The organism is Corynebacterium coyleae (assembly GCF_030408635.1).
GTDB classification, from domain to species: Bacteria; Actinomycetota; Actinomycetes; order Mycobacteriales; family Mycobacteriaceae; genus Corynebacterium; species Corynebacterium coyleae.
Window position 1 is genome coordinate 949,778 of sequence record NZ_CP047198.1, and the last position, 20,800, is coordinate 970,577.

At 62.0% G+C, this 20,800-nt stretch carries 23 protein-coding genes; 6 read left to right on the plus strand and 17 right to left on the minus strand.

Annotated elements, in window-relative coordinates:
• Positions 1–76: 76 nt before the first annotated feature.
• Positions 77–523, plus strand: a complete 447-nt coding sequence (gene aac(3)-XI, locus CCOY_RS04710) for an aminoglycoside N-acetyltransferase AAC(3)-XI (protein WP_092102070.1) — start codon at positions 77–79, stop codon at positions 521–523.
• Here the strand turns inward: aac(3)-XI and CCOY_RS04715 are convergent.
• Entirely contained in the window at positions 520–1,551 is a 1,032-nt protein-coding gene (locus CCOY_RS04715; protein WP_070568648.1) for a sensor histidine kinase, read from the minus strand. The two genes, aac(3)-XI and CCOY_RS04715, sit on opposite strands and share 4 nt — an antisense overlap.
• A complete protein-coding gene (locus tag CCOY_RS04720) occupies positions 1,548–2,222 on the minus strand; it encodes a response regulator transcription factor (RefSeq protein ID WP_070452638.1) in 675 nt (224 codons plus the stop codon). Before CCOY_RS04720 ends, CCOY_RS04715 begins: the two co-directional genes overlap by 4 nt.
• Before the next feature lie 77 nt (positions 2,223–2,299).
• On the opposite strand from CCOY_RS04720, the gene CCOY_RS04725 reads away from it, so the two are divergent.
• Complete coding sequence (locus CCOY_RS04725) at positions 2,300–3,139, plus strand: DUF418 domain-containing protein (protein WP_092102073.1); 840 nt, start codon at positions 2,300–2,302, stop codon at positions 3,137–3,139.
• Entirely contained in the window at positions 3,120–3,971 is an 852-nt protein-coding gene (locus tag CCOY_RS04730) for a trypsin-like serine protease (protein WP_092102076.1), read from the plus strand. Before CCOY_RS04725 ends, CCOY_RS04730 begins: the two co-directional genes overlap by 20 nt.
• A gap of 52 nt (positions 3,972–4,023) precedes the next feature.
• On the opposite strand, the gene CCOY_RS04735 is transcribed toward CCOY_RS04730, so the two are convergent.
• The 4 genes from CCOY_RS04735 to CCOY_RS04750 form a co-directional block, all read right to left on the minus strand.
• Positions 4,024–4,572: a DUF488 domain-containing protein gene (locus CCOY_RS04735; RefSeq protein ID WP_070816903.1), complete on the minus strand. Its 549-nt coding sequence runs from the start codon at positions 4,570–4,572 to the stop codon at positions 4,024–4,026.
• 20 nt (positions 4,573–4,592) lie between these two features.
• Complete coding sequence (locus CCOY_RS04740) at positions 4,593–6,119, minus strand: HNH endonuclease signature motif containing protein (RefSeq protein WP_092102078.1); 1,527 nt, start codon at positions 6,117–6,119, stop codon at positions 4,593–4,595.
• Positions 6,120–6,201: 82 nt separating this feature from the next.
• Positions 6,202–7,296 carry a hypothetical protein gene (locus tag CCOY_RS04745; RefSeq protein ID WP_092102081.1) on the minus strand — a complete coding sequence of 365 codons (1,095 nt, stop codon included), beginning with the start codon at positions 7,294–7,296 and terminating at the stop codon, positions 6,202–6,204.
• A gap of 37 nt (positions 7,297–7,333) precedes the next feature.
• Positions 7,334–7,828, minus strand: coding sequence for a DUF1707 SHOCT-like domain-containing protein (locus CCOY_RS04750; RefSeq protein WP_092102084.1), 495 nt, complete (start codon positions 7,826–7,828; stop codon positions 7,334–7,336).
• A gap of 50 nt (positions 7,829–7,878) precedes the next feature.
• Between CCOY_RS04750 and CCOY_RS04755 the strand changes: the two genes are divergently transcribed.
• Positions 7,879–8,652 (plus strand): MerR family transcriptional regulator, encoded by a 774-nt coding sequence (locus CCOY_RS04755; protein WP_092102088.1) that lies wholly within the window; start codon positions 7,879–7,881, stop codon positions 8,650–8,652.
• Between the two features lie 56 nt (positions 8,653–8,708).
• On the opposite strand, the gene CCOY_RS04760 is transcribed toward CCOY_RS04755, so the two are convergent.
• From CCOY_RS04760 to CCOY_RS04780, 5 genes are all read right to left on the minus strand, one after another.
• Positions 8,709–9,461, minus strand: coding sequence for an ABC transporter ATP-binding protein (locus CCOY_RS04760; protein WP_070840040.1), 753 nt, complete (start codon positions 9,459–9,461; stop codon positions 8,709–8,711).
• 4 nt (positions 9,462–9,465) lie between these two features.
• On the minus strand, positions 9,466–10,548 hold the full coding sequence (locus CCOY_RS04765; protein ID WP_092102091.1) for a FecCD family ABC transporter permease: 1,083 nt from the start codon (positions 10,546–10,548) through the stop codon (positions 9,466–9,468).
• Entirely contained in the window at positions 10,548–11,759 is a 1,212-nt protein-coding gene (locus tag CCOY_RS04770; RefSeq protein WP_070484437.1) for an ABC transporter substrate-binding protein, read from the minus strand. The genes CCOY_RS04765 and CCOY_RS04770 overlap by 1 nt, the downstream gene beginning before the upstream one ends.
• Before the next feature lie 118 nt (positions 11,760–11,877).
• The gene (locus CCOY_RS04775) at positions 11,878–12,162 is read right to left on the minus strand and encodes a hypothetical protein (RefSeq protein WP_092102095.1); all 285 of its coding nucleotides are present in this window, start codon (positions 12,160–12,162) and stop codon (positions 11,878–11,880) included.
• Positions 12,162–13,181, minus strand: a complete 1,020-nt coding sequence (locus CCOY_RS04780) for a hypothetical protein (RefSeq protein ID WP_092102099.1) — start codon at positions 13,179–13,181, stop codon at positions 12,162–12,164. The genes CCOY_RS04775 and CCOY_RS04780 overlap by 1 nt, the downstream gene beginning before the upstream one ends.
• A gap of 38 nt (positions 13,182–13,219) precedes the next feature.
• On the opposite strand from CCOY_RS04780, the gene CCOY_RS04785 reads away from it, so the two are divergent.
• Entirely contained in the window at positions 13,220–13,711 is a 492-nt protein-coding gene (locus CCOY_RS04785; protein ID WP_092102102.1) for a 2'-5' RNA ligase, read from the plus strand.
• 16 nt (positions 13,712–13,727) lie between these two features.
• Here the strand turns inward: CCOY_RS04785 and CCOY_RS04790 are convergent, their stop codons facing one another.
• Positions 13,728–14,504 carry a spermidine synthase gene (locus CCOY_RS04790; RefSeq protein WP_143028467.1) on the minus strand — a complete coding sequence of 259 codons (777 nt, stop codon included), beginning with the start codon at positions 14,502–14,504 and terminating at the stop codon, positions 13,728–13,730.
• A 46-nt stretch (positions 14,505–14,550) separates the two neighbouring features.
• Between CCOY_RS04790 and CCOY_RS04795 the strand changes: the two genes are divergently transcribed.
• Positions 14,551–15,066: a pyridoxamine 5'-phosphate oxidase family protein gene (locus tag CCOY_RS04795; RefSeq protein WP_070452676.1), complete on the plus strand. Its 516-nt coding sequence runs from the start codon at positions 14,551–14,553 to the stop codon at positions 15,064–15,066.
• A 41-nt stretch (positions 15,067–15,107) separates the two neighbouring features.
• Here the strand turns inward: CCOY_RS04795 and CCOY_RS04800 are convergent, their stop codons facing one another.
• The 5 genes from CCOY_RS04800 to CCOY_RS04820 all read right to left on the minus strand — a co-directional run bounded on the left by CCOY_RS04800 (position 15,108) and on the right by CCOY_RS04820 (position 20,785).
• Positions 15,108–16,592: a DHA2 family efflux MFS transporter permease subunit gene (locus tag CCOY_RS04800; RefSeq protein ID WP_244268711.1), complete on the minus strand. Its 1,485-nt coding sequence runs from the start codon at positions 16,590–16,592 to the stop codon at positions 15,108–15,110.
• A 33-nt stretch (positions 16,593–16,625) separates the two neighbouring features.
• On the minus strand, positions 16,626–18,128 hold the full coding sequence (locus CCOY_RS04805; protein ID WP_092102114.1) for a DUF4185 domain-containing protein: 1,503 nt from the start codon (positions 18,126–18,128) through the stop codon (positions 16,626–16,628).
• Positions 18,129–18,255: 127 nt separating this feature from the next.
• Positions 18,256–18,675, minus strand: a complete 420-nt coding sequence (locus CCOY_RS04810; protein WP_070421628.1) for a cupin domain-containing protein — start codon at positions 18,673–18,675, stop codon at positions 18,256–18,258.
• Between the two features lie 53 nt (positions 18,676–18,728).
• Complete coding sequence (locus CCOY_RS04815) at positions 18,729–19,805, minus strand: hypothetical protein (protein ID WP_070816866.1); 1,077 nt, start codon at positions 19,803–19,805, stop codon at positions 18,729–18,731.
• A gap of 20 nt (positions 19,806–19,825) precedes the next feature.
• Positions 19,826–20,785 carry a DUF808 domain-containing protein gene (locus tag CCOY_RS04820; protein WP_092102117.1) on the minus strand — a complete coding sequence of 320 codons (960 nt, stop codon included), beginning with the start codon at positions 20,783–20,785 and terminating at the stop codon, positions 19,826–19,828.
• Between the last annotated feature and the right edge of the window lie 15 nt (positions 20,786–20,800).

The window sequence follows — 20,800 nt, forward strand, 5'->3', positions numbered from 1 at the left end:
GCCCTGCTAAGGCACTCGAAATACTCTAATGGTCACTTCAAAATGTTTCAGAAGAGGGCCGTTAAGGTGTGCGCATATGACTACAACCAACGAGATCAGGGTCGCGGAGGTAGCGGACGCGGGGGTCGTCGCAAAGCTATTGCGCGATTTCAACACAGAGTTTGATACTCCGGTTCCCGAAGGCCTTGAGGAGCGGTTTGCGCAGATCATCGCGCGCGACGACGCCTTCGTTCTCCTCGCTGGCGACATTGGTTTCGCCTACCTCACCCTGCGCCCGAGCCCGTATTACGACGGTCCGGTGGCGATGCTCGACGAGCTCTACGTCGCCCCCGCTCACCGAAATCGCGGGGTCGGCACGGCACTGCTGCAACGGGTCTTCGAGGAGATCCGCAAGCGCAACGCCGGCGAATTACAAATCAACGTCGACGAGGTAGACACCGACGCCCGCCGCTTTTACGAGCGCCACGGCCTGACCAACATCGAGTACGGCTCCCGCATGCTGCTCTACATCCGTGAGCTTTAGGCGGGAAGCGATAGCTTTGCGACGAGCCCACCACCGGCCCGCGGCGCAAGCACCAGGGATCCGCCGTGGGCGTTTGCGATCGCATCGACGAGTGCCAGCCCGAGCCCGTGGCCGGCGCCTGCGGTGCGTTCGGCGCGCGCGAATGGTTCGGTCCAGGTTGCAACCTCGGCCGCGGAGTAGGTCTCGCCGCCGGATTCCACGGTGACCTCAGCGAAGTTGCCCACCTTGCGCAGGGTGAGCGCGGGGTTGTTGCCGTGGGTGAGTGCGTTGCGCACCAGGTTGTCCACCGCCTGGCGGGTCAGGGTGGGGGAGGCGTCCACGGTCACGGGCACGGCGTCGGCGGGGACGTTGCGGTCGGCGCACACCTCGCGGCACAGTTCTGCCAGGTCGAGGCGCTGCCGGTCGCGCACGTCCACGTTGGCCAGTTGCAGCAAGGCGGCGACGGTGTCGGCGCTGCGGGCGTTGACCTCGCGCACGCGGGTTAGCGTGGGACGCAGCCCGCCGTCGTCGCCGGTCAGGGCCACGTCTGCCATGGTCTGGATGGTTGCGATCGGAGTCTTCAACTCATGGGAGGCGTTGGAGGCGAACCGGCGCTGGCGCTCCACTGCGCCAGCCAGCTCGTCGAGCATGACGTTGAGCGCGTCTGCGAGTTCGCCGACCTCGTCGTCGGGACCATGGTGGGTGATGCGGGCTGAGAGGTCGCCGCGGGTGACGGTGGCGGCGTCGTCGGCAATGTCGCGAAGAGGTTTGATCACCAGGCCTGCCACGAACCAGCCGATCACACCCGCAAGCAGGGTCAACAGGGCAAGTACCGACAGGGAGGCGAGGAGGACGCGGCGCAGGATCTCGCTGGTGATCGGCACGGCACCGTCGATGATGACACCGTCCTCCACCGTGGGGAAGGTGGCCGTTACCGGCACCGGGGTGAGCTTCAGGTAGGCATACACTAGCCCGATCAGAGCCAACCCCATCCCAAGCACCGTGGCCACGAACATCACCGTGATGCGGGCCCGCAAACTCAGCCTCATCGTTCCTCCTCCGCCACGTAGTAGCCGGCGCCGGCCACGGTGTGCACGATGCGCGGCTCACCTAGCTTCTTGCGCAGGTGCGACACCGTCACGCGCGGGGAGTTGGTGAACGGGTCCGCGTTTTCGTCCCACGCCTCCGCGAGCAGGTCCTCGGCAGAGATCACCCCGCCGTCGGCCTCCATGAGCACCTCGAGCACCGCGAACTCCTTCGGGCTCAGCGGCACAGTCTCGCCACCACGGGTGACCTCGCGCCGAAAGGTGTCTAGGCGCACATCCCCGCACCGATACACCTCGCCGCGCGCCGGGGCGTTGCGCTTCGCCAACGCATTAACCCGCGCGATCAGCTCCGGGACCTCGAACGGCTTGGGCAGATAGTCGTCCGCGCCGAGCCCGAAGCCTTCCAGCCTGTCGTCCAGGGACCCGGATGCGGTCAGCATGATCACCCGGGTCGCGGGATGCGTATCGACGACCCACCTGCACACCTCATCACCATGCAACCCCGGCAGGTCCCGGTCGAGGACGACGACGTCGGGGCGGGTGTCGTCGATACGCGAACGCGCCTCTACACCGTCATACACGGCGGTGGCCTGCATATTCGCGTTGTTGAGTGCGGTGGCGATGGCGTCGGCGAGATAGGCTTCGTCGTCGACCACAAGTACCCGAATTGTCATGGCCCCGATCGTATCGGCGGGGGTGTTGCGTCCACGTTAACGTCACCGCAACATCTGGTTGCGTAACTTCCACAGCCATGCAGACCCGAAACGTAGGAATCGACGCCGCCCGCGCGGTGGCACTCGTCGCCATGATGGTCGCGCACCTCACCGTCCAAGACGGCATCACCGCACAGGTGCTGTTCGGCTTCCCGGCCGCACTGTTCGCCTTCATCGCCGGTGTCTCAATGGGGTACATGCGCGCCCAGCCCGCCGAGTTCATCGTGCGCGGCATCCTTCTGATCGCCCTGCACTTCGCGCTCGCCCCATTTTCGGGGTCGATCGTGGTGGTGCTCGGCACCATCGGGGTCTGCATGGCGCTGCTCGCCTGGGCGCCACGCTGGGACACACCACTGTTGCTGTGGCTCGCGTGCGCCCTCACTTTTGGCTCGGCGGTGCTCGCGCCGTCGTCCTGGCCGTACCCGCCCATGATGTGGGCCACGCTCATGATCGCCGGCATCCTGTTCAAACGCTACATGCCGTTGTGGCCCGGCCTCGTGGTCGGCGGGGCGCTGTTCGCCCTGGATGTGGCGCTGCGCTGGACCACACCGTTGCCACCGCTTCTCGACGCCACCGGACACACCGGCGGGCTCATAGACGTTGTGGGCAGCGTGGGGGCGTCGATAAGCATCTGCTCCCTGTGCTGCCTGGCGCAACGGTGGCTCGGATGGCTCGCGCCGCTGGGGCGGATGCCGCTGACCCTGTACTGCATCCACGTGCTCACCTCCGAATGGCTCAATGTCTGGGTGAGCGTGGGCGGCGCCATCGTGATCGCTTACGCCTGGCTCGCGATATTTAAGCGCGGGCCGCTTGAAACTGTAATTCGCCGCATCACCGCGGTAGTGAAGGAGAACAATCGTGAAAAAGTACGTAGCTAGCCTCGCCGTCGCAGGCGCCCTCGTCGCCCAACCCGCATGGGCGATGGAAAGCACCACCTTCGCCGGTGATGCCGACGAGGCCAAGCCCGTGGTCTCCGTGCGTGTCGACGACTCCGACCCCGACGACGGCGTCTGCACCGGCACCGCCATCGACCCCCACTGGGTAATCACCGCCCGCCACTGCGTCGAGGCTGCCGCCAAGCCGGGCGGCTCGGTGCGCACCGGCCAGGGCGACGACCAGCGCGTCTACAAGGTCGACCGCCACGAGATTGCCCCGCGTGGCGACATCGCCCTGCTCCACACCGAAGAGGAAATGCAGCTAGACACGTTTGCAGAGGTTGCCGACGAGATCCCCGCTGGCGCAGTCAACATCTACGGCTGGTCCTCCGACGGCTCGGGCGGCTCCACCAAGCTGCCCTCCGCCGAGGCCGAGGTGCGTGGCGATTCCCCGCTCGCCCTTTTCGACGCCCCAACCGCCCTCGAGGTCGCCCTCAAGAACGGCGCCCGCATCCAGCCGGGCGACTCCGGCGGCGCCATCTTCGCCGACGGCAAGGTTGCTGGCGTCATGTCGGCCGGTCTGTTCGAGGATCCCGAGAACCCGACCGAGGAGGAAATGACCTCCAACGCCGCCGTCGCGGTGGCGCCGGTCGCTGAGCAGGCCGAGTGGATCCGCAGCGTTGTTGGTGGTGAGGCGGCAGATTCTTCCGCGACCGCCTCTCCGAAATCGCAGGCTGAGCCATCGGCGTCCTGGCGTAACGTTGCCATCGGCCTGGGCGTTTTGGCCCTCGTGGTTGCTGGCTTCCTGGTGCTGCTGCGTCGCCGTTCTAACTAATCGCACCCGCTAGCCACTCTCGCTAGAGCACAGGGTTAAAACTCGAGGTGTGCTACTCGGTTTCTTTCGCCGGGTAGCGCACCTTTTTGTCGTCGCCGACGGTGGCGCCGTCGTTGAGCTTTGCGGGGGTCAGGGTGGGGCCGTGCTGGGTCATGCCCATGATGTGCTGCACGTCGTCGCCGTGGGCGAGGAGGTGGTCGGCGATGATGCGGCGATGGCAGCGCCACCACACTGCTTCCGAGCACATGATCGCCGTTGGGGTTTCCGCGGCCTGGTCTCTGAGTTCTGCGAGGGCTTGCACGAACTCGCTACCAAGCGCGTGGTCCGCGTAATTGTGGAAGCTGCGGTTGCGCCAGTTTCCGTTGACCTCAAAGGGGATGGTCTTGGAGACGTTGCGCCGCCCGGTAAGGCCTTCGCTTCGGGAGTAGGCGATGCCGTGCTCGGGTAGGTGTGTGGCGAGGTGGTCGTCGTTGAACCAGGGGTACTTCCTGGAGCCGGGGAGTTTGCGCACGTCCACAATGGCGCGCACGCCGGAAGCCTCGAGCATGCCAGTGAACTGGTCAAACTCGAGGTTGGAATGGCCGACGGTGAAAATACGCATGCCTTCGAGGGTAGGCACCGTTAGGCACCTTTGGGCATCGGTGGGCTACCAGGTGGGGGACCCGGTGGGTAAAAGGCAGGGTCGAGTGTCCCGGTCCGGGCGCAGTCGCATCTTCCTTTGGCTGCGTAAATTCTGCTGACTGCGGAGTGTTTCGCGGGTACTGATTGGTTGTATTTCAGCGGGTCAAAGGGGTGTTTTCGGTACCCGGCTTTGCCTGTTTGGGGGTCGTAATCCATGTACCCCTTGTTCAAGGAGCCGTCTCTGTTGTCGTTGTTGCACCTGTGGTGTTCGCGGCACAGTCCGGTGAGGTTTTCGATGTCCGTGTTGCCGCCCTTGATCCAGGCAAGGATGTGGTGGGCTTCGCACTCCGTCATTGGGGTGGTGCAGCCCAGCCAGGAGCACACGCCTTGGATGGCGAACATTGCGATGCGCTGTTCGACTGAGGCGAGTCGTGTGGTCCGGCCCATCCACAGTGGCACTGAGGTGACGCCGTCGACTTGGAGGAGGAAGTCGGTGGTTCCGTCCATGCCGAGGCGGATGAGGTCGAAGCAGTCGACTTCGATGCCGGTGTTGGTGTCGTAGAGCATGGAGGCGTCGCCGTCGGCAAGGTCGTCGAGCGTCATCGAGATCACTACCGAAGCCGCCCCACCGTTTTTCTTCTGGCAGTCCTGTTCGTACTGCTGGAAGATGGCGAAGAACTGGTCGAAGCGTCGCTGCCCAGGCGATCGGGTGTCCTTCTCGTCCTGGAATTCTGCAGGCAGGTTCGAGTTCGGTGCGAGGCCTCTATCAGCGTGCGCCTTGATCAACGCGGCGGCGCCGGCCGTGGCGGTGATGTGGATATCAACGGTGCCATCTGCTTTACGACGACCAAACGACAAACCACGGTTCTCATACCCCGCATTCGGATTGGAGTGGGGAGCGTGCTTCCGGTTCGCTTCAGCCACGGCGCGGCGGACGAACTGGCGGAGGTCTTCCGGGCTGCGCAGGAGCGCTTCGGCCATGGCGTCGGCGTAGATGCGGGTGCGCTCACCGGCGGCGGCCTTGAGCAGCTTGTCCAGTTCGCGCCGGATGATGTCTTGCTTTTCGGCGCTGACTTGGGAGGAGTTCTTGCGGGCGTCGTCTTGCTGCTGCTTCTGACGGTCCTGCTGCTCCTGCTCCTGTTGGTCCTGGTGGTCCTCGTCTGCGGCACCAAAGAGGTCGTCATCCTGGTCTTCCTCAACCGGGGGAGCGGCAGGTTCCGGCGGTGGGCCGAACAGCAGGCGTCCGCGCTCGAGGCGGTTGTAGGCTTCGCCCTTCGACAGGTCGAGGTACTGCTGGAGGTATGCGTTGGGGTAGTTGGCGCCAACGATGCGGCCGGCGTCGTCGCGTTCGGCAATAAAAGCGAATGCGGCGTCGATGGTTGCCTTCTTTTTAAATTGTTCTTCCAGGCGTTCCATGTCGCGGCGGATGTCGTTGAATGCGAGGGTGGAGGGGTCGTCGAAAAGCGAGCTCAATGTGCGAAGCGCAGCGGAAATCTCGTTGACGCATTGCGTGATGGTACTGGTCATGGCCCCTCCTTTCTTGAGTTGCCATAAACCTATCAGCCCCTCACGACATCAACCCGACTCATTCGAACAAAGATTCGAACATTTAAAGAATCTCCACACTCTCGTAGCGCCCAACGCGAAGCGCACCCACTGGCATTCCAGCGTCGGTCTGGAAGTGCATGTACTGCGGCGCAACGGTCAACCGCACGCGTTGTCCAACGACCTTCTCCCACTCGACGTTTTGGAGGTACTGGTGGCCACGGGCGCCGATTTCCCGACGCCCCAGGCTCACGGAATCCGTGGACTTTGTGTACACGGATCCGGCGTGCTGGTAATCCGTGAACTCCTGGGGAGAATCCAGCTCAAGCAGGAAGTATTCGCTCGAGGGGTCCTCGCCGTTTGGCATGCCTTCGGGTTGCAGCTCGGCACCAGTTTTCATCACCACAGTGCCCTCGATAACAACGTCCTCGCCGCCAACGCGCTCGACAGTGCTTTCCTCCAGGTGGACGGTGAGTTCGCCGGCGTCAAGGGGCGCGCGATCCTCCGGAGTCATCCAGTCAATGACCAGGTGTAGCGGAGACGAATTCATAGCGCTGAAACCAGAGGATTCCTGCGATGCAACCAACGAGGACCCCTCCAGATCCACCCAGGTACTTTGACCCTCGCCCGTGCCCGAAGAATGCGTGGTCTGGTACAGGCCACGCCCAAGCTGGGAAGCAAAGAGACCAGCCCGGAAGCCGCCGGCGCCAGCAGCGCCATAAACGAGTGATTGATCAGCAACTTCCAGCGACCCACCGTCCGTGGTGAACACCAAGACACTGGCATAACGGTCCGAGTGCATGTTGTCGCCCCACTGGCTGAGCAGCAGCTCCGGGTTTCCGCCACCGTTGGCTTCAACGAGCGCATAGTTGTAATTACCGTTCAGCGTGAAGTCTAATTCGCCATCCGTGGCCAGCGGAACATCGAAAATTTGCTCGCCTGGCGCGTCAAGGACTTTCGCGTACAGTTCGCGCCAATTGCTTGTCGACGACCCCTTCTCACCATCCGGGCCATCCTCCCCTTCAATCTCCGAGCCATCGGGGTTGACCCACTTCACAGAGGTGACCACCACGGTCTCTCTTGAATCCCCGCCCGCGCAGGCGGAGACGAACGCAACGGAACTGGCAGCAACAAGCGCGAGGGCGCGACGCAACATCATGCGCCAACTCTAACCGCCGTGCACAGGAAATATCCGGCTATTTCCCAAGTTCTTTGCGGCGCTCGTACGCGAGCTTGAGGCGCTTCGCGCGTTCCTTCTTGTCCTTTTGTAGCAGCTCTTCGAGGACTTCATCTTCCTCTTCGGAGATGTTGAATACGGGGAACCAGGTGATCATCAGAACGCCCGTTATTGGCCAGACCGCCCAGGCGTAATCCAGGTCGAAGCCGAGTTGGAGGATGAAGTATGTGAGGGCGCCGAGGACACCGGTTGCGACCATGGCGGCATCCATCTTCTTTTTCGCCGCGAGTTTTTGCTCCAGTTCGATCTCAGAAACGGACGGCTTTGCGGGGGCTGCGGGTTGGTCGGGGAGGTCGTCGAAAAGCGTTGCAAGCTCGCCGCGTGTGCGGGCGACTGCGGCTTGAGCTGTGCGTTCATCGAACTCGCTGACCTCCAGGTAGCCGTCCGCAAACAGCGTGCCTAGGCGGTCGAGTGCTTCCGAGCGCTCAGCGTCGCCTACGCGAATCTCGTCCATGAAGCCTCCAGTTTGTGCTTGCCCCTGCGGCAACCTGTTCAATCACATTCATGACAGAGGATAACGAGTACACGATCGGCGAAGCAGCACAGGCACTTGGCGTATCTGCGAAAGCCCTACGCCACTGGGAAACCCTCGGGCTCATCGAACCGGAGCGCACGTGGGCGGACCACCGCATCTACACCGAGGCGGACCTCGAGCGAGGTGCAGCTATCGCACTCTACCGCGGCGTGGGCGTGCCACTCGCGGAGATCGCATCGCTTCTCGACGCCTCCCCGCACACCCTCGCAAGCGCCCTCAAACACCACAAGCGGGCACTTGCTTCTCGACGAGACGCCCTCGAGGAACAACTCGCCTCTGTCGAACAACTCATCAACGAATCAACACAAGGAGCGATCAACATGGACGCAATGAAGAAGTACCTCGGCGAGAACATGCCCGCCTACCAGGAGGAAGCACAGCAGCGCTGGGGCGAAACGCCGGAGTGGGCACAGTCCCAGGAGAAGCTGGCGCAGATGGGTGACGGCGACTTCAAGCGCCTCCAGGAAGAGCAGGACGCGCTGGCTAAGGACCTAGTCGTGGCCCGCGATGCCGGTGTCGCGCCGGGCTCCGAGGAAGCCGAAGCGCTGGTGGAGCGTCACCGCGCGAGCATCGGTCAGTGGTACGACGTCACCCCGGCGCGCCAGCTCATCCTGGCCCGCATGTACGTTGGCGACGACCGCTTCCACGCCGCCTACGACGGAGCGCAGGATTACCTGCTCGAACTGATCACCGCGCACGCGAAGAACGCAGGCGTGGATGTGGACAACCCACAGTGGGGCTAGCCCAACTCTTCAACTCCCATGATTGCCCCGGACCTGCCCTGGATCTGTGCCGGCACCTACACCGGGCAAATGACAGGAACGTTGCCGTCGTGGAGCACTTTGGCGCGGATGCCGTAGACCTGCTCCAACAGTTCCGGCGTGAAGGCATCGTTGGGTGAGTCGTGGGTGATCGTTTTGCCGCCTTTCATGACGAGTAGCTCGTCGCAGTAGCGGGCAGCGAGGTTGAGGTCATGGATGGCGACGATTGCCAGCTTGTCGGTGCCTGCGATGACCTCACGGACCAGCTGGAGGACGTCGACTTGGTGGCGGAGGTCGAGGGCGGAGGTGGGCTCGTCGAGAAGCAAGATGCGAGGCTCGCGTACCAACATCTGTGCGATGCCGACGAGTTGTCGCTGGCCGCCTGACATGGCGGACATCATGCGGTCTGCAAGCGCTGTGATTCCGAGCCGGCTCATGATGCGCGCTGTGGCTTCGACGGGATTTTCGGTGGAGCCACCGCCGCGCCGGGCTGCGATCACGATGGACTCGAACGCGGTGAGCGAGGCTCCAGTGAGCAGATCCTGTGGTACATAACCGACGACGTGAGGGCGGTTAGCGTCGGAGACATTCGCACCGTCGAGAGTGATTGTGCAGGTGCCGGACGTTGGCGTTTTAATGCCTGCCAGGGTCTTGATCAGCGTTGATTTTCCGGCGGCGTTTGGGCCGAGCAGGCCGATTACGTTGCCTTCAGTTAGCGGGCCGAACGACATGGAGTCGAGGATGGTGCTGCGCCCGTATTTCACTGTCAGGTCGTCTACTTGGACTGCCATGGTTTCAGCCTTTCCGCCGGTTGCGGGTGAAAATGAGGAAGATGAAGAATGGCACGCCGACGAGCGCCGTGATGATGCCGATCGGGATCGCCACGCCCGGGATAATGGAAAGGGATACGGCGTAAGCGACGCTGAGCAGCATTGCCCCAGCTGCAGCTGAGGCGGGTAGGAAGAACTTCTGGTCTTCGCCGACCAGCATCCTGGCCACGTGCGGGCCGACGAGACCGATAAAACCGATGATGCCGGTGAACGCCACCGAGGCTGCTGCGAGCACTGAAGCGACAAGCAGGGTGGTGATGCGGAGCCGGGCGACATTGATACCGAGGGCGGCGGCTCGGTCGTCGCCAAGCCGAAGCGCTGTAAGTCGCCATGAATTGGCAACGCAAAACGGGATGGCGACTGCAATAACCACGGCAAGAATGGACGTGGTGGTCCAGTTCGCGCGTTGCAGCGAGCCCATTGTCCAGAACACAATCTGTTGGAGCGCTTCGGTGTTCGCGCCGTATTGCAACAGCGAAAGTAGCGCCTGGAAGAGGAACGATAGGGCGATGCCGAGCAGGATCATCGACTCGGCGTTCGCACCTTTCCACACTGCGGCCGCAGCAACGATGGCGACTGCGACAAGTGCCGACAATGCTGCGGTGAACGCCAAGTTGAGTTGAGCGTTCGGCAACACCACCCAACCGATGACGATGGACATTGCCGCGCCGAAGGCTGCCGCTGCGGAGATACCGAGGGTGAACGGTTCCGCTAGCGGGTTGTCCAGGATTGTCTGCATCTGCGCGCCTGCGAGTGACAGTGCTACGCCGACGAGGACTGCCATGATCGCAGCCGGAAGGCGTAGGGTGCGGATGACGGTGCGCGTTTGCTCGTCGACAAGTTCAGGGCGGAAAACCGCATTCCAAACCTGGCCGAGCGAAATGTCCAACGGACCGACGATGACTGCGATGAGGAAGCTCACAACCGCGGCGAGGGTGAGCCCCGCAATCGCGATTGCTTTGCGACGACCCCGTTGCCGGTACGTCGCAATCGCCTCCATTGCCTCTGCCTCGTCATACATGACTGGAGGTGTTACCGCTGTAGCCATTAGGAGTTAGCATCCGACGCGTTGACGAAGAAGGTGCCGCTGTAGTCGTACGGCAGCCATTCGTCGTGGAACTCTTCGAACTCCTTTGCCGGATCGAGGTCCTTGAACTCCTCGGGGTGCAGCCACTTCGCAATCGCTTCGAGGGCGAACACGTTGAACGGGTTGTCGTAGAACTGGTGGTAGATGGCGTAATAGTTGCCGTTCTTCGGGGCGTCGAGCAGCTCGATGCCGGGGATCTCCAACGGACCAGAGCAGGTTTTAAGTGCTGTGTTGGCGTCGGCCTGGTAACCGAGTTCGACATGCTGGAACTGCTCGGTCTTGTTCGGGTCGCGGGCCCACTCACCACCAGTGACGATGAGCTTCTCCGGGTTGATCTCTACCAGCTTCTCTGCGGTGAGCTTTGGAGAGTCAACGCTGATGACATCAGGTCCGAGGTTATGCCCGCCTGCAGCGGTGACCAGGGTGCCCAGGTGGACATCGCCTGCGACGCTGCAGCAGTCGGTGAACCCGGCTGCAGTCCACACCAAGGTGTCGGGGCGGTCCTTGATGGTTGCGACACGGTCTGTCACAGTGCGGACCTTAGTGTCGTAGAAGTCGTTGAACTTCGCTGCCCGATCTTCTTTGTCCAGCAGGGCGCCGAGCAGGGACATGGAAACGGTAGTATTTTCCAGTGGCTTTTGGCGGAAGTCGATGAAGGCGTACGTGATGCCGGCGGCGTCCATGTCCGCCAGGAAGCCGCTTTCTTCGGTGGCCTTCTTCTGGTCGAGCGTCATGATGACTACGTCCGGATCCTGAGCGAGCAGGTTTTCCACCGTGACGTCACCCTTTTGAATCGAGCCGATCATGGGCATGTCGATGGCTTCCGGGAACTGCTGGAAAAGCTTCTCGCGGAATGCGGGTGCGGCTTTAAACAGGTCTTGGCCGTAGGCGACGATGTTGTCGAATGGGTCATCTTGCAGAGCAGAGGTAGCAAAGACCGCGCGTCCTTCGGCGAGGACGATGCGGTCGGGGTGCTCGTCGAATTCGAGAGTGCGTCCCGCAGCGTCTGTGACGTGGACGCTACCGTCCGCCTTGCGTGTCGAGGACGCCGTGGCGGATGTCGCCGACGTTGCGGTGGTGTCTTGTGGTTGGGTCTCGCCGGAGCATGCGACGAGGCCGAGAACTGTTGCAGCGGAGACAATGGCTACCCCTGCGCGCTGGATGAGCTTCAACCCAGTACCTTTCTAAATATTGATTAGGCTTACCTTACAAGCCTCGGAGGTAAGGTAAGGCACGCCTGGCTTGGCGTCAAGTGTCTGGGGGTGAGTTAGGGGGACGCTGGGGAATCGCCTAGAGCGCCCCGTGCTCCAGCACGAGGTCTGCGAAGTCCTGGTCGCCGTCGGGCATGGCGACCTCGGCCACGTACAGCAGGCTGAGTGCGTAGTGGCGCGGGCAGAACAACAGCGTTTCACCCGCGTGCGCTGAGCCGTGCTCGGGGCAGGGGTAGGACACGAAGTACTGTGCGGTGTCGCCACACGGAGCGTTGGTCCAGTTGCAGCCCTTGTGGGACCAGCCGTCGTTGGTGTCCATCGGTGGCAGCGAATCGACGGTGTCGGTTGTGAAGCGTGTGCTCATTATTTACCCCCAATGGCTTTGAGCGCGGTTGCGATTGCGGTGTCGATTTCGGCGTCGGTGTGCGGGATGGAGTCGTCGGCAAGATGCCCCCACCTGCGCTGGAATCGTTCCTGGAGTTCGTGGCGTTTGGCGTACGGCACTTGGTGCTTATTTTCGACGACCACACTTCCGCCGTTGTTATCCACCGTGATGTACAGCAGCGTGGCGTCAGGGGAGACCTTGAGCATGAAGTTCAGGTCGGGAAAGCACAGTGCCCACCAGTTGTACTCAGCCGACGGTTCGAAGGTGACGTATTCGGGCAGGTCGGAGATCCGGTACGCGGTCGCCGCACCGCACTGGGTTGGCTGGGTGCTTGCGGCGGCGTCCATGTACTGGGCGTAGACGTAGGAGGCGTAGCCCATGTCCTGGAGGATCTCGTACCACTGGTTTGGCTCGATCGAGGTGGTGTAGGGGCCTGGGGAGTATGCGTCGGGGTGGCCGGTGTCGGCGATCAGGCTGGCATCCCCAAGCCCGGTTCGTGTCGCATTGCCCGGCCAGAACAGTTCGCGCACCTCGACGCGCACTGGGCTGGAGCACAGGACACGGTTGAGATAGTCCTCGCAGGCCTTCGGGTCCGCGAACGCTTCCAGGCGCACTGGGGTGTAGGACACCTCGACCACGTTGTGCTCGGCGCGCTGAAGTTCGGAATCCAGATCGTCGCCGTGCCAGCGCGGATCCTGTCGGTCGGCTTCGCGCCCGCAGCCGTCGAGGTAGACGATGGCGTCGTACCAGTCCAGAAGCGTCACCGGTCGCTGCGGCAACTCGGGGATATCACGGGTGAGAACACCGTTGATGGTCACGGATTCCACAGTGTCGTCCTCGCCGAGGCGTAAACCGTACACGGCGTCGCCGCCGGTGTAGGTGCGGGCGTGGATCTGCCAGGTGTCGCCTATAAGCGAAAAGTCCCCCGGTGAAACCTTGGATAAATACGACGGAACGTAATCGGGTGCGGCGGCCAGCGCGCGCTCGAAAGGATTCATGCAGCCACAATACGCATGTAAATAGGTACGCTACTGGCGTGTCACCCGAGAATATTTTGTTGCGCATCCCGGAGGAGGAAGAACGCGCAGTTCGGCAGATCTACGCGGAGCTCGCGGAGCGGGGCTTCCCGCAGCAGCACCAACGGCCGCACATCTCGGTTACCTTCGCACCGACAATGCACCGCAACGCTATCGGGGAGGCGGCAGTCATCCTGCCGCCAGAATTGCCAGCTGCTTTACGACGAACCGGGGTCGTCGTCTTCGGCACCAAATCCAAACAAACCGTGGCCTGGCTGCTTGAAGGCCCCGAATCCCTCGACACGGCAGCCCAGCGCGTCAGCGCCGCCAACCCGGACGGTCGCGGCGCTCGCTGGATCCCGCACCTGACCATGGGACTGCGTATTCCCAAGGCCATGGTGCCGGACTACATCGCAGCGTTAGCCGAGGTCACATCCCCGCACTTCAAAGAACTCACCGCGGAATACGCCGCGCTCTACCAGCCGTCGCTGGGCACTGAGTTACGGCTCTGAAGTCCCTTGCGGTGGGTTAGTCGTGGTGGGGCGGGGTGTCGTCGATAAGCAATTGCCCCAACTTCGACGGCACGTCAGCACAACACCGCAACGGCTGATCAGACGCCGCGACCACCACGTTGCCGTACGCGCCGCCGGCGAGCACCGGCGCACTTGCCGCGACCATGGTGTGGCGAAACACCTCGCTCAAACCCGCTAATTCCGCACGCGTGCGTGCAAGACCAGCGGCATCTCCAATGTTCGCCACAAACAACCCACCTGGACACAACGCTCGATGTACTGCCCGATAAAACTCCACCGTGGTTAGTGGGCGGGGCGTGTCCGGGCCAGCGAACACATCGCGCACAATCACATCCACCGAACCTTCCAGCAACGCATGCGTAAACGCGCGCGCCTCCGCCACCTTGATCGCCACCGGCGGATCAAACGCATCGCGCACCAACCGCGCCAACTGACCATCCAGCTCCACCGCAACGTTGCTGCTCGGCCACCGATGCTGCACATAACTCGGCAACGCACACCCCGCAGCACCCAGATGCAACGCAGCAAACGGCGCGAGGGGCCGGTCCTCCACAAACCCCTGGATAAACCCCGCGATCCACCGCATGTAGTCATACTCCAACACCTCGGGCGCGCCGGGCACCACATACGACGACGGGACGTTATTCACCTCTAACGTGTAGCCACCGTCGCGGTCCGGATCCGCGATGATGGCCGCGTGGCCTGAAGCAATGGGGTAGGTGCCCGTGATGCGTCGCTTTGGCGCACGAGGTTTACGCCGTGGGGAGTTCATAAGGGAAATACCAGCACAGGGTCGGACCAGTTGTTACGATCGCTGCATGATCTACTTGTCGCAGGATTATATCGGTGAGCTACCCAAGCAACATATCTCGCTGGGAAAGTTTGATCCCGACAATATTCCTGCGGACCCGAACGAACTGTTTGCCACGTGGTTTAAAGAAGCCGTTGAGAACGAAGTCGGCGACCCTACTGCGGTAACCGTGGCCACGGTGGACGACAACGGTCAGCCCGATGCGCGAGTTGTTGACCTGTTGTACCTCAACTCCGACGGCTTCCACTTCGGAACCGCGACAGGAACGGCGAAGGTAGACCAGCTTGAAAAGAGCTGGGCCGCTGCGCTGAATTTCTGGTGGCAGCCCATGCGCCGGGCAGTGCGCATCCGCGGCGCTGCGTCGCGCGTTGTCGATGGTGACCGCTTCAACCTCTGGCGCGTCGAGCCGAACCACTTCGAATTTTTCAACCTTTGGGACGACCGCTCAAACTCGGACCGCGTGGCCTACGTGCTCAATGACCACGGTGACTGGGATCGCGTCCGCATCATGCCGCGCCCTTAAGCGCACCAACCTAGGCGCTGTTCCGCTACGGTCCTACCTCTCTAGGCGCTGCCCCAGGACTTGGTTTTTGCAAAGAAGCAGGCAGTCAGAGCGCCGGCGGCGATAACGAGGCACGGCAACCAAATCGACGTTGCCATCGCAGCCGCAAACGGCTCGTGCAAAAACTCCGGCAGGGGGCCGGAAACCTGCGTTGGCGATGCAGTTGGCGATGCTGGCGGTGTCTCCGCGGCGCCGCCGTTCGCACCCGCGTGTGTACCCAACCGCGAATCGAGCTGCGCGGACATCATCGCGGCAATCGCCGCCGATCCGATCACTGCACCAATCTGGCGGGTGGTGTTGTACACACTCGAACCGGCACCCGCCAACTTCGGGTTCAGGTTGCGGGTGGCAATCATGGAAAGTGGCCCCCACATCATCGAGTTGGCCACGCCGTACACCACCGAAATGGCATACATCCAGTTCGGGTCAACCCCAGGTGTTGTGATCAGTGCGGTTGCGCCGATGCTTAGCGCCGCCAGCGTCATTCCCGCTATGGCGAACGGCTTCGGGTCGTGCGTGTTGGTGAGTCTGCCGATGTACGGCGACAACACCCCGGAGACCAAGCCAGACGGCAAGATCAGCAATGCGGCGTGGGTGGGGGAGAGCTCGCCGACGGTTTGGATGTAGATCATCCACGGAATGACATAAGTGGATACCGCGAAGCCGACGGTGGAGATGGTGAAGGCGGCGAGGGAGAAGTTGCGGTCGTCGAAAAGTGCAAGCGGCACCAATGCGTTCGTGGATTGGCGTGACTGCCAGCGGAAGAAGAACACCATCGCAACAACGCCAACGACGAGCAGGGTCCACACGCGCCAGTCCCAGCCGAACTGCTGGGCTTCCTGCACGCCGAAGACGAGGCAGAACATGCCAAGCGCACTGAGCACCACGCCAAGCAAGTCAAAGTGGCGGTTATTCTGCTCCAGCTTCGGCACAAATACCCAGGCCAGGATGAGTCCGATGATGCCGATTGGGACGTTGACGTAGAAGATCCAGGGCCACCCGGCGGCGTCGACAAGCACACCGCCCAGCAGAGGTCCGGTCACCGTGGCAAGGCCGGCAGTCGCACCCCACACACCCATAGCGCCGCCGCGCTCTTTCGGCGCGAATGTGCGGATCATCACCGACATCGTCTGCGGCGTCACCAGCGCGCCACCCAAACCTTGGAAAGCGCGGGCGGCGATGAGCGCAGCCGAACTTTCCGCCAACCCGCACGCCAGCGAAGAAACAGTAAAGATCGTCAGGCCGATCAGATAGATCGTGCGCGGCCCGAAGCGGTCCCCGAGACGCCCCGTGATCAGCAGCGGCACCGCGTAGGCGAGCAGGTAAGCACTGTTGACCCACAACACCTCGTTATAGGACGCCTCCAACCCGTCAGAGATCGCCGGGATGGCTACGGAGACGATGGTGGAATCCACCAAAATCATGAAAAAGCCCAGCATCATGCTCCACAGAGCAGGCCACGGCGAGCGCTTTACAGGGACAGTCACTGCCGAGATGATACTGGGCTTTCCCAGGGGTGGCTAGAGGCCGAGCATCTGTCGAATCTGAGGCGGAAGCATATCGACGACCTGCTGCGGGATCTGGTCCTTCACATACGGGAACACCAGCATGCCAGCCGCGCCAAGTGCGGCGACGACGCCCAACACGATGCCTGTGGTGCGCAGAGCGTCGTTGTCCTCGGAGGACAGGAGCGTTTCCGGCTTGCTCTGGACCAGGTTTTCCTCGGATTGCATGTCCGGAGTGTCGGTGGCGGCGTGCTCTTCGACCTCCAGGACCTTGTCGTCCTCGATAGCCTCATCCATGTTGATGCCGAAGAAGGTGTCCAGGCCCTTCACGTTGAACTGGGTGGACATGTAGCGGTCGTTCGTGCCGGTGTTCCACTGGGAGACGACGATGTCCATGTTGTCAATCGTGGACCCAGGCACGATGTAGCCGCCGTAAGGCTGCGACCAGTTCTTGGGATTTTGCGGCCTGAGCCAGGAGCCGTGCTTGGCAATCGTCGCCACGGGCACGTTGTCCCAGTTTTGCTCAAGCGTGTCGGAGATGCGTACCTCGATGGCCAGCTTCTCCTCGTTGAACATCACGAGCACCCAGTGACCGTTGATGTAGCGCAGGTTCATCTCGCCGGCCTTGACACCGTCCGACAGAATTGGGGCAGCGACGTTGCTCCACTTCTTGTCGGCGTCGGGTTCGGAGTAGTCGTAGAGCTCCCACTTGCTGCGATCCGCAATGTCCTGCGGCTTAAAGCGCGAAAGGAAAACCTTTTCCTTGCGGGTGAAGGCACTCGACATCACGTACACGTAGCCGTCCGGGCCCTTCTCCCAGGTGATCAGGTCGCCGAGGCCTCCCGGAATGTAATTCGTTGGGGTTTTGGAAATCGACTTCCAGGTCTGGCCGTTGTCGGTGGACTTCCAGATCTCCGTGTAGAGCACGTTACCGATGCCCTTGTTCCACATGCCCTGCATGTACAAGGTGCCGTCGAGGTTGATCACATCCGACGGGATAAGCGTCAGGTTGTCGGTGTGGTGGTACGACACCAGGCTTTCCACACGGCGTCCGTTGTTCAGGGGGCGGACAATCTCAATGAACCCGTCGTCGTTCATCTTCGCCACAACACCAACCGGGCTCAACCATTCGTTCTTGGGGCCCTTGATGGATTCGCGGAAGGAGTCGCCGAAGATCATGGCGAACTCCTTGCTGTTGTTCAGTGGCGCCATCGCACCCAGGTCGCCGTCCTTAAACCCGACGTGCTTCGAATACTTGCCCAGCACATCGTCCATCACCTGCACGATTGTGCCGTCGGGCATGGTCACAGGGTCGGACGCACGCTTCTCAGGTGGTTTCGGGAACGTGTAGGACTCGTTTGACGGTGATGAGGGTCGCGACGAGCCGGACGAACCAGACGAGCTAGAAAAGCTCAGGCTGGACTGAGCGTGCGCGGGGGCGCATACGGAACCGGCGAGAAGCAAGCTGCCTGCGGTGGTAGCACACAGCAAAGCGTTGCGACGAGAGGGGAAACGCATGGGAGGGCCTTCTTAAACAAAGATGTCGAATTGCGTGTGAATAAGCCCTTAGAATGTAGCAGACGAAAACGGCCCCGGCAGGTGCTCGGGGCCGTGACGTTATTGCTGTACGTTGCCTGTGTTTGGATTAGACAGCGTCGTGTTCATCCGGGTCGTTATCGGCGTCCGCCTTGGTCTCGTGACGGGTGCCCGGCTTGTGCTCTGGCGGTGCGTAAATGGAGTACAGCTTTGCCGGCTTGTCGGACTCGTTGACAAAGTTGTGCCACTTGCCGCCCGGGACGAATGCTGCCCAATCATCCTTGATCACTTCGTCGACTTCGAGGTCGTCCTCGGATGCGCCGATCATTGCGCGCAGCTCGCCTTCTTCGAGGCGCAGGAACTGGTCATGACCGTCGTGGATCTCAGCGCCGATCTCGCCGCCCGGCGGGATGGTCATGACGGTCAGCTGCAGGAACTTGCCGGTCCACAGGGTGTCGCGGAACGCCTCGTTATCAAGCGTCGCCTTTTCAATGTCAACGACGTACGGATTCGGTCCATGGTCAGCCATGATTGCTCCTTAAACTTCGGGTTCGTTACGGTTCCCACCATAGGAGCTTTTGCTTATCGACGATGCCTTCCGCCACGACGACGCTTCCGGTTCCGCCTCCTGAGCTGGACCTTCTCCACCTCGGTGAGGTAGCCCTCTGGGCGGTCGTTCTGCGCAACTCGTGTTGCGTCCGGGCGCTTCGCGGGCGCTGCAGGCGCTGCGGGCTTGTCGGGTGTTTCGGTCTCGTCGAGACGCGCGAACATCTCCGTCGGTGCGTCGAGCTCGTCTGGGCGGCCTTTGCCCTCAAGCGAGACATAGCGTGCGGTGTGCTTCGGGTGCACCGTGTCTTGGGGGTCGATCGCTGCGTCGCGCTCCACGGTGATGGCCCAGCTGCCGTCTGGAAAGTCGATCACTTGCCACGGCGTGATCTGGCGTGCCGGCGCCGCCGATAGCGGCGGGACGGTGTCGGTGCCTTCGTCCGGGCTTGCGGCATCCAGTGCCGCCATGCCGTCGAGCAGGATTGCGCGTGCCCAAAGGTTGCCGTGCTCGTAGGAGCGAACCCATTCGACGACCTCGGGCTCCGCAAGCGAGCCGAGCACCTTGCCATCCAGGGTCGCGACGGCGGTGTCTCCGAGCGCTTGCAATCCGACGAACCATTGGCCAGGGGAGCGGTGTGCTAGATCTGCCGCGTTAAATTCCCCTTCGGTGGTGTCGATGACCAACATGTCGCCGGCACGCAGGACAGTGGCGGTCTCAGGTGCGTTGTTGCGCGGAACCGCCAACTGGGGCTCGGGCAGCAACAAGTTGACCTCGAATTGGCCGATGTCGCGTTCCAACTTCACTGCCGCCAGGGCAACGGGTTTCAGGATTGAGGAGTGGACGCGCTCCACCTCGTCGAAAAGCGAACGCCACTGTGGCGAAACTTCCCCGAGCACTGGTCCAGCCAGCATGCTGTTTTGCGATGCTGCATTGTGTAGCCGCAAACGCCACGACGCGTTGAGGGGGTTCGCCTCAAGCACGACGGGCACGTAGGAGGTGCCCCGCTTACCAGCGAAATCCGAGAACAACGCCGCTTGGGAGACGTGATCTACGGGGATTTCAACGGCCGCACCCCATGTGGATGGAGCCAGTGGGTAAAGCTTTTGTGCCATGGGCGCATTGTAGGCGCAGCCTACGCAGCGTCCGTCGGGGCAGTCTCTTGGGAGCGCTCGGATGCGTCACCACCGCGCAGTTTGCCCACAGCAGTGACGATGCCGACGATGATGAAGCCGACGATCAGGCCAACGACGAGCGAGACGCCGGTGTCCACGAACCAGCCAAGCACACCGCCACCGACGAGTTCCTGACCCTTTTCGATGATGTGGTGTGGCCAGTCAATGCCGAAGACCTCATCGAGGCCACGAACAATGAGGTGACCGCCGACCCAGAGCATCGCAACAGTGCCGATAACGCCGATGGTGCTAAGCACGTACGGCATGCCTTTCACCAGTGCGTGACCGGTTTTCGGTGCGTTGCCACGCTTGATCATGCCGTGGCCGATGTCATCGATCTTCACCAGTAGTGCCACAGCGCCGTAGACGGCAAACGTGATGAAAATGCCAACCGCGAGCAGTACTGCGGCCTCCATCCAAATTGACTGGTCCTTGACCTCGTCCAACGCGATGATCATGATCTCCGCGGAAAGGATCAAGTCCGTGCGGATCGCGCTGTTGACCAGAGAATCCTCGTCCTGCTCTGTTCTATTGACCGCTTGTTCTTGCTGCTCCTCGGCGTCGGAGGAAAGCTTATGGGCGATCTTCTCCGCGCCCTCAAAGCACAGGTATGCGCCGCCAAGCATGAGGATCGGGACCAACGCCCACGGTGCAATCGCGTTGAGCAGCAGTGCGACCGGCAGAATAAACAGCAGCTTGTTGCGCAGGGATCCTTTGGTGATGCGCCAGATCATCGGAAGCTCACGCGCCGGAGTAACACCGGAGACGTATTGCGGGGTGACCGCGGCATCGTCGATTACAACCCCGGCTGCTTTCGTGGATGTTTTTGCGGTCAAGGTGGCGACATCGTCGACACTTGCCGCGGCTTGTCGTGCGATCAGTGCGACATCGTCGAGAAGTGCGAGGAGGCCACCGGCCATGAGGGTCCTTTCATA